We start from the raw sequence: 6916 nt of genomic DNA, 5'->3' as shown, positions 1-6916 counted from the left end.
GTCCTCGCCTCCCCGTATCGGTATTGGTTTCGGTATCCGTTCCCCCCAACCCGTCGAGCACCGCAGGTTGCCTGGAGCGGAGCGGAAGTACCCAGACCATCGGGTCGCCTTTCTTCTGGGTACTTTTCTTTGGCGACGCAAAGAAAAGTGCCTCGCCCGCCGGGGCGAGACCCGGCTTGCCACGCAGACAACAGACTTGACGAGAAACACGAAATGCTAAACGTCAAAAACATCAACCAGTACTACGGCGGCTCCCACATCCTGCGCGACGTGAGCCTGCAAGCCCACCTCGGCAAGGTGACTGTGCTGCTCGGCCGTAACGGCGTCGGCAAGACCACCTTGCTCAAATCGTTGATGGGCCTGGTACCGATCAAGACCGGAACCATCGAGTTCGACGGCAAGGCCATCCAGAATGCCACGCCTTATGAACGCGCGCGTGCCGGCATCGGTTTTGTGCCGCAGGGCCGCGAGATCTTTGCGCGGCTGACGGTGGAGGAAAACCTGCGCATGGGCCTGGCCTACAAAAGCGCGAGTACACCGATCCCGGCGGAGCTGTACGAGTTGTTTCCGGTGCTCAAGCAGATGCTGAACCGGCGCGGCGGCGACCTGTCGGGCGGGCAGCAGCAGCAGCTCGCGATTGCGCGCGCGCTGGCGGCCAAGCCCAAGCTGCTGATCCTGGACGAGCCGACCGAGGGCATCCAGCCCAGCATCATCAAGGACATCGGACGCGTGATCCGCATGCTGGCCGACCGCGGCGACATGGCCATCCTGCTGGTCGAGCAGTACTACGATTTTGCGGAAGAACTGGCCGACGATTACCTGGTGATGGAACGCGGCGAGTTCATCGCGCGCGGCCAGGGCAAGGACATGCAGGCCAACGGCGTGCGGCAGCTGGTGGCGATTTAGGTTTTTGTCATCCCGGACTCGATCCGGGATCCATGCGGCATGAGCCACGGTCGCAAGTGCGCCTGCATGGATGGCGGATCACGTCCGCAATGGCAGATCAGCTACCTACTTCGACCGGAGAATAATCTCCTTCATGCGCTGGAGTTTCGGCGCGACCACCGGCACCGTCAGCATGGTGCTGGCAATCGCCATGAGCAGCAGGGCGGTGAAGGTCTCGTTGGTGATGATGCCTTTGTCCAGCAGGATGTTGACAAAGATGATCATGATCAGCGCCTTGGTTTGCAGCAGCCAGCCGATGATGGAGCTTTCGCCCGGCGCCCACTTGAGCACCTTGCCGGCGATGTGGACGCCGATCAGCTTGCCGGCCACCGAGGCGACCAGCAGCACCGCCGCAGCGATGAACACGGCTTCACCGCCCACCGACCAGTTGGTGCGCAGGCCGGTGCTCAGGAAAAAAACCGGCATCATCACCAGCAACACGTGGTGGCGCAGCAGGTCCATGTGTTCCTGGTTGAACCACTCGCCGTCCATGACCGCGCCCGCCAGGAAGGCGCCCACCATGTAGTGCAGGCCGGCCCAGTCCGCACCAAAGGCGCAGAGGATGAGCCAGACGAGTCCCGCGTACCAGCGGTCGCGTTCGGGCAGCCAGACCATGAGTTTGCGAAACGCGTAAGCAAGGACAGCAAAGGCGGCCAGGAAACCGGCTTGCCGGCCGACGCGCTCCCAGTCCATCAGGATCAGCGCGAGTACGCCCCAGATCGCGATGTCGTCCAGGCTGGCGTAACGCAGGATGCGCTGGCCGATGGGCTGGCGCAGGATGGCGAGCTTTTCCATCAGCAAAATCAGGATGGGCAGGGCGGTGACGGCGCAGGCCATGCCGACACCCATGACAAACTGCCAGCGCATGCCTTGCGGGCCGACCCAACCGTCGTACATCAGCATGCCGGCGGCGGCCACGCAGCCAAACAGCAGCGGTGTGCCCAGCGCCAGGCCTGCGGTGATGGTGCTCTCACGCCGGTGGGCCCAGGCTTTTTTCAGATCCAACTCGATGCCGGCGATCCAGACAAACACCATCACCGCCCACCAGGCGATGCCGTTGAGCGACTGCACAACCGGCGCGCTGAACACGAAGGCGTAGTAGTCGGGGTAGATCTTGCCCAGGATGCCAGGCCCCAGCAGGATGCCGGCAATGATCTGCACTACCACCAGCGGTGCGTAGTAGTCGGTCTTGAAGACGCGCCAGATCAGGTAGGGGACCGTGAAAATGATCGCCATGGCGATCAGGTAGATCTCGGTCGTGGTCATGGCGGCAGGCATGGCTTTCCCCGTGTTGTTGTTGCTGGAGGCGTGCACCGGGCGCGCCGTGCCCGACCTGAAAGCGGTCCCGACGGCGTCAATGTCAGGTCCGGAATGACAAGTTTAGCGGCGCGTCGCCTGGTACAGCGGCATCACCGTGGGCAGCAAGGCCTGGATCTGCTGCACGCGGCTGCTGTCGGTGGGGTGGCTGCTCAGGAAGTCGGCGCCTCCACCGGTGCTGCCTGCACTGGCCATTTTTTGCCACAGGCTGACGCCGGCCTGAGGGTTGTAGCCGGCGCGTGCCGTCAGCTCGAGGCCGATGCGGTCAGCTTCGCTTTCATGCGAACGGCTGAAACGCGTGGCCACCAGCGCTTCATAGGCGGCTTCCGTGAGCTGTGAGGTGCCCCCACCCAGACCCAGCAACTGCGTGCCGATGCCGATGGCGGTCTGTGCGGCCGCGGCCTGGGACACCTGTTCGCGCGAGTGTTCGCGCAGGGCGTGAGCAATTTCGTGGCCCATCACGACGGCAATTTCGTCATCACTGAGGTTGAGTCTGGAAACCAGGCCGGTGTAGAACATGATTTTTCCGCCAGGCATGCAAAAGGCATTGAGCTGGTCGCTGGTGATCAGGTTGACTTCCCACTGCCAGCGCGGCGCATCGGCTCTAAACACCGCGGTTTGCGGCTCGATGCGAGCGGCCACGGCGCGCACGCGGGCCAGCATGGCCGCATTGGTGTTGAGCGTGCCCTTGGCGCTGGCTTCGGCCTTGAGCTTGGCGTAACTTTGGGCCGCCATCTGGTCCAGCTCCGCGGACGACACCAGCAGGAGCTGCGAGCGCGAGGCACCGACGGAGCCGCCCTCGGTGGTGCTGGCGCATCCGGTGAAGAGCAGGGTGATGGCCACCAGGGCAGGGGTCAGGAAGATTTTCATGAGTGTCTCGCAGGTCAATGTTGTAAGGGGCAATGGCGCGTCCGATTTTGCGCCGCTGAGGTTCCGCACCCGGTAGGACGTCCCGCAAACATGGTGTAGGTCGCAGGCGGCAGATGCAGCCTGGCGATCAGGCCGACCAGATGCGCGGGCTGGGTGCGTCTTTTCCCCAGAAGTGCTGGCGCCAGACCTTCCAGACCTGCTTGAGCAGACCCATGGCCGGCTCGACCAGGGGCGCCAGCACCCGCACCACCACCACCTGCGCATCGGGGCTGGTCGCGCCCGCGGCTGCGCTCAGCGGGTGCGCCTCCAGCACCTGCCGCGCCAGATCCAGTGCCAGTTGCCGGCGCCGGCGCTCGAGCTTGCTGCCGGCGGCAAAAAACAGGGTGGCGATACAGCGCTGGCCGGCCAGGCCCAGCGGGCTGTTCAGCAGCAGCAGGTCGTCGGCCCGGATGCGTGCGCGTTCCAGCCAGACGCCGGGCAACTCGATGTGCTGGCAAAAGCTGCCTTGCTCAAAGGGCTGGTTGGCGCTGGGCAGACCCAGTGCGGTGATGTCCCAGCCCAGCAGTTCGGCCCCGGGCGCCAGATCCAGTGTCAGGTGGTTTTCGGCCAGGCAGCCGCTGTAACACAGCGCTTCCATCGGCAGCCACTCGGCGCGGGCCCCGGCCTCCAGGCGCAGGCGCGTGCGCTGCAGGGCGGTGTCGCCCGTCGACCGGTAAAAGCGCGTGGCGCCGGGTGTGGTGATCAGGCCGTGGCTGCCGGCGGCCGCCGTGACCGCGATGTCCAGCGTGTCGCCGCCCACCAGGCCGCCCGGTGGATGCACCAGCACGTTGTGGCACACGGCGTCACCTTCGGGGTACAGGCTTTGCAGAATGCGCAGCGGGCCATCATGGCGGAAGTGGGCGACGGTCTTGCCGGCCTGCAAGGTGTAGTCGAGAGAGAGCGTTGCGTTCCAGGCCATCGATGGAGTTTACCCCGCGGCCCGCGGTGATTCTGCCGCGAGATTGCTACTGAATTTGTAGCTGCTTGCGCCCGTTCTTATTGGGCTGTGGCTATTATTTTCATAAATGCCTGCAGCCTGACGGGCGCGCCTCGATTCAGCTTGGGATGCTGGCCAAGGCGCCAGGGCTGAACCCGCGTTCAGGCCAGCGCGACTTGCTTGAGGTCGCTGTCTTCTTTTACCCGCCTGGCCAGGTGCGCCAGTGCTTCCTGCACCTGGTCCACCAGGATCAGGCACAGGTCGCCCGGCTCCAGGCGGGCCAGGGCGGTGTCGATGGCCAGAAACTCGCCATGGATTTCCTCGATGTGGGTGGTGCGGCTGGCGCCCACCAGGCCTTCGCGCAGCAGGCCCATGACCTCGCCGTCGGCGCGGCCGCGCTGGGCGGCATCCTGGTAAAGAAGCACATCGTCAAAAGCGTGGCCGAGGATGATGGTCTGGTCGCGGATGTCGTTGTCCCGGCGGTCGCCGGCGCCGCTGATGACCACGCTGCGGCGTCTGGCCGGCATTGCTTCCACCGCGCTGACCAGCGCGCGCATGGCGTCGGGGTTGTGGCCGTAGTCGGCAATCACGGTGGCGCCGCGGTAGTCCATCACGTTGAAGCGGCCGGGCGCGTTGTGCGCGTCGTTGACAAAACTGGCGAGCCCGCTTTTGAGGGTTTCCCAGGTCACGCCGACGGCCCAGGCGGCGGCCAGTGCCGCCATGACGTTTTCAACCTGAAAGCCGATGCTGCCGTTGCGCGTCAGCGGGATGTTGTTCAACGGCACACGTTCACGCCACGCGCCTTCGGCCGCGACCAGCGCGTTGCCATCGACGTAGACCGTGCGTTTGCCCTGGGCGCGATGGGTGGCCATCAGCGGGTGGTGCCGGTCGGCGGCGAAAAAGATCACGTTGCCGGGGCAGGTGGGCGCCATGGCCGCGACTATGGGGTCGGCCGCGTTGAGCACGGCGTAGCCGGTCGGTGCGACGTTCTGCACGATCACCCGCTTGAGCACCGCCAGGTCTTCGACCGTGGTGATGTAGTTCAGCCCCAGGTGGTCGCCGGTGCCGACGTTGGTCACCACCGCCACTTCGCAGCGGTCAAAACCCAGGCCCTCACGCAGCACGCCACCGCGCGCCACTTCGAACACGGCCGCATCGACGTCGGGGTGAATCAGCACGTTGCGCGCGCTTTTCGGGCCGCTGCAGTCGCCGCTGTCGGTCTGGCGGCCGTTGACATACACACCGTCGGTGTTGGTCATGCCGCAGCGCAGGCCGCTGGCCGTCAGCAGGTGCGAGATCAGGCGCGTGACGGTGGTCTTGCCGTTGGTACCGGTCACGGCCACCACCGGCACGCGGCCGTCATCGCCAGGCGCAAACAGCTCGTTGATCATCGCGCCACCGACGGCGCGGCCCTTGCCGTAGGACGGCGACAGGTGCATGCGCAGGCCGGGCGCGGCGTTGACTTCGACCACGCCGCCGTTTTGCGCTTCGAGCGGGCGCAGCACGCTTTCGCAGACGATGTCCACGCCGCAGATGTGCAGGCCCACCATCTGCGCGGCGGCCACCGCACGTGCGGCGACGTCGGGGTGCACGTCGCCGGTCACATCAGTGGCGGTGCCGCCGGTGCTGAGGTTGGCGTTGTTGCGCAGGATCACGCGGCGGCCGCGCGCCGGAATCGATTCCGGCGTGAGGTCTTGCGCATGCAGGCGGGCCACGGCGATGTCGTCAAAACGGATCTTGGTCAGCGAGGTGGCATGGCCTTCGCCGCGGCGCGGGTCCTGGTTGACGATGTCGACCAGTTCACGCACCGTGTGCAGGCCATCGCCCAGCACCTGCGGGGGTTCGCGCCGCGAGGCGGCCACCAGCTTGTTGCCGACCACCAGCAGGCGGTAGTCGTTGCCGGGCAGGAATTTTTCCACCATGACGGTGCCGTATTCGGCCGCTGCACGGAAGGCGATGTCGAGGTGGTCACGGTCCACGACGTTGACCGTGACGCCCTTGCCCTGGTTGCCGTCCTGCGGTTTGAGCACCACCGGCAGGCCAATCTGCAGGGCGGCGGCCCAGGCTTCGTCCGGGTCGGCGACAGGCCGGCCCATGGGCACCGGCACACCGGCGGCGAGCAGCAGCTTTTTGGTCAGGTCCTTGTCCTGGGCAATCGATTCGGACACCGCACTCGTGGCATCGAGCTCGGCCGCCTGGATGCGGCGCTGGCGCGAGCCCCAGCCGAACTGCACCAGGCTGCCCTTGGTCAGGCGCTTGTACGGAATGCCGCGGGCGATGGCCGCGTCCACGATGGCGCCGGTGCTGGGTCCGATCCGTTCGTCTTCATCGAGGTCGCGCAACTGGGCAATCGCGGCGTCCATGTCGAAGCCGGTTTCGTGGAGCGCGGCGTGGATCAGCGCCTGGGCCAGCTCCAGCGCCAGGCGGCCGACCGCCTCTTCGCTGTATTCGACCACGGTCTGGTAAACGCCGTCCTCGAGCGTGGCGGCCGTGTGGCTGAAGGTCACCGGGCAACCGGCCTGGGCCTGCAAGGCCAGTGCGGCCGATTCCAGTACATGGGCCAGCGACACGGGCCCCACATAGCCGCCTGGACGCAAGGCGCCGATGGCGGGAAACAGGGAGCGCACGCGCGGCTCAAAGCCGGGCAGGGCGTCGATGGCGCATTCGGCCTGCGTGCAGGTGATGATGGCCTCGAGCGCCGTATGGCGACTCCAGAGGTTGGGGCCGCGCAGCGCACGGATGCGGGTAACTTTCATCGGCGTGTCTTTCCGGGCTGGGGGTCACGGGAGGGACGTGTTGCGAGGGCGT

General features: G+C 66.0%; 5 protein-coding genes. 1 reads left to right on the top strand and 4 read right to left on the bottom strand.

Annotated elements, in window-relative coordinates:
• Positions 1-213: 213 nt before the first annotated feature.
• Positions 214-906, top strand: coding sequence for an urea ABC transporter ATP-binding subunit UrtE (urtE, locus tag AAG813_RS01460; protein ID WP_341911075.1), 693 nt, complete (start codon positions 214-216; stop codon positions 904-906).
• A gap of 105 nt (positions 907-1011) precedes the next feature.
• On the opposite strand, the gene AAG813_RS01455 is transcribed toward urtE, so the two are convergent.
• From AAG813_RS01455 to cphA, 4 genes are all read right to left on the bottom strand, one after another.
• The gene (locus tag AAG813_RS01455) at positions 1012-2223 is read right to left on the bottom strand and encodes a cation:proton antiporter (protein WP_341911073.1); all 1212 of its coding nucleotides are present in this window, start codon (positions 2221-2223) and stop codon (positions 1012-1014) included.
• A gap of 102 nt (positions 2224-2325) precedes the next feature.
• Positions 2326-3132, bottom strand: a complete 807-nt coding sequence (locus tag AAG813_RS01450) for a M48 family metallopeptidase (protein ID WP_341911071.1) — start codon at positions 3130-3132, stop codon at positions 2326-2328.
• A gap of 127 nt (positions 3133-3259) precedes the next feature.
• Complete coding sequence (locus AAG813_RS01445) at positions 3260-4090, bottom strand: urease accessory protein UreD (RefSeq protein WP_341911069.1); 831 nt, start codon at positions 4088-4090, stop codon at positions 3260-3262.
• 179 nt (positions 4091-4269) lie between these two features.
• A complete protein-coding gene (gene cphA / locus AAG813_RS01440; RefSeq protein WP_341911067.1) occupies positions 4270-6864 on the bottom strand; it encodes a cyanophycin synthetase in 2595 nt (864 codons plus the stop codon).
• Between the last annotated feature and the right edge of the window lie 52 nt (positions 6865-6916).

The sequence above is a fragment of the Polaromonas sp. YR568 genome (assembly GCF_943371715.1).
GTDB lineage: Bacteria > Pseudomonadota > Gammaproteobacteria > Burkholderiales > Burkholderiaceae_C > Polaromonas.
This window is presented reverse-complemented; position numbering and strand designations above follow the sequence as displayed.

Excerpts from the sequence above, each read along its gene's own strand:
- urtE (WP_341911075.1), top strand. The coding sequence starts at position 214 with ATGCTAAACGTCAAAAACATCAACCAGTACTACGGCGGCTCCCACATC.
- AAG813_RS01450 (WP_341911071.1), bottom strand. The coding sequence starts at position 3,132 with ATGAAAATCTTCCTGACCCCTGCCCTGGTGGCCATCACCCTGCTCTTC.
- cphA (WP_341911067.1), bottom strand. The coding sequence starts at position 6,864 with ATGAAAGTTACCCGCATCCGTGCGCTGCGCGGCCCCAACCTCTGGAGT.
- AAG813_RS01455 (WP_341911073.1), bottom strand. The coding sequence starts at position 2,223 with ATGCCTGCCGCCATGACCACGACCGAGATCTACCTGATCGCCATGGCG.
- AAG813_RS01445 (WP_341911069.1), bottom strand. The coding sequence starts at position 4,090 with ATGGCCTGGAACGCAACGCTCTCTCTCGACTACACCTTGCAGGCCGGC.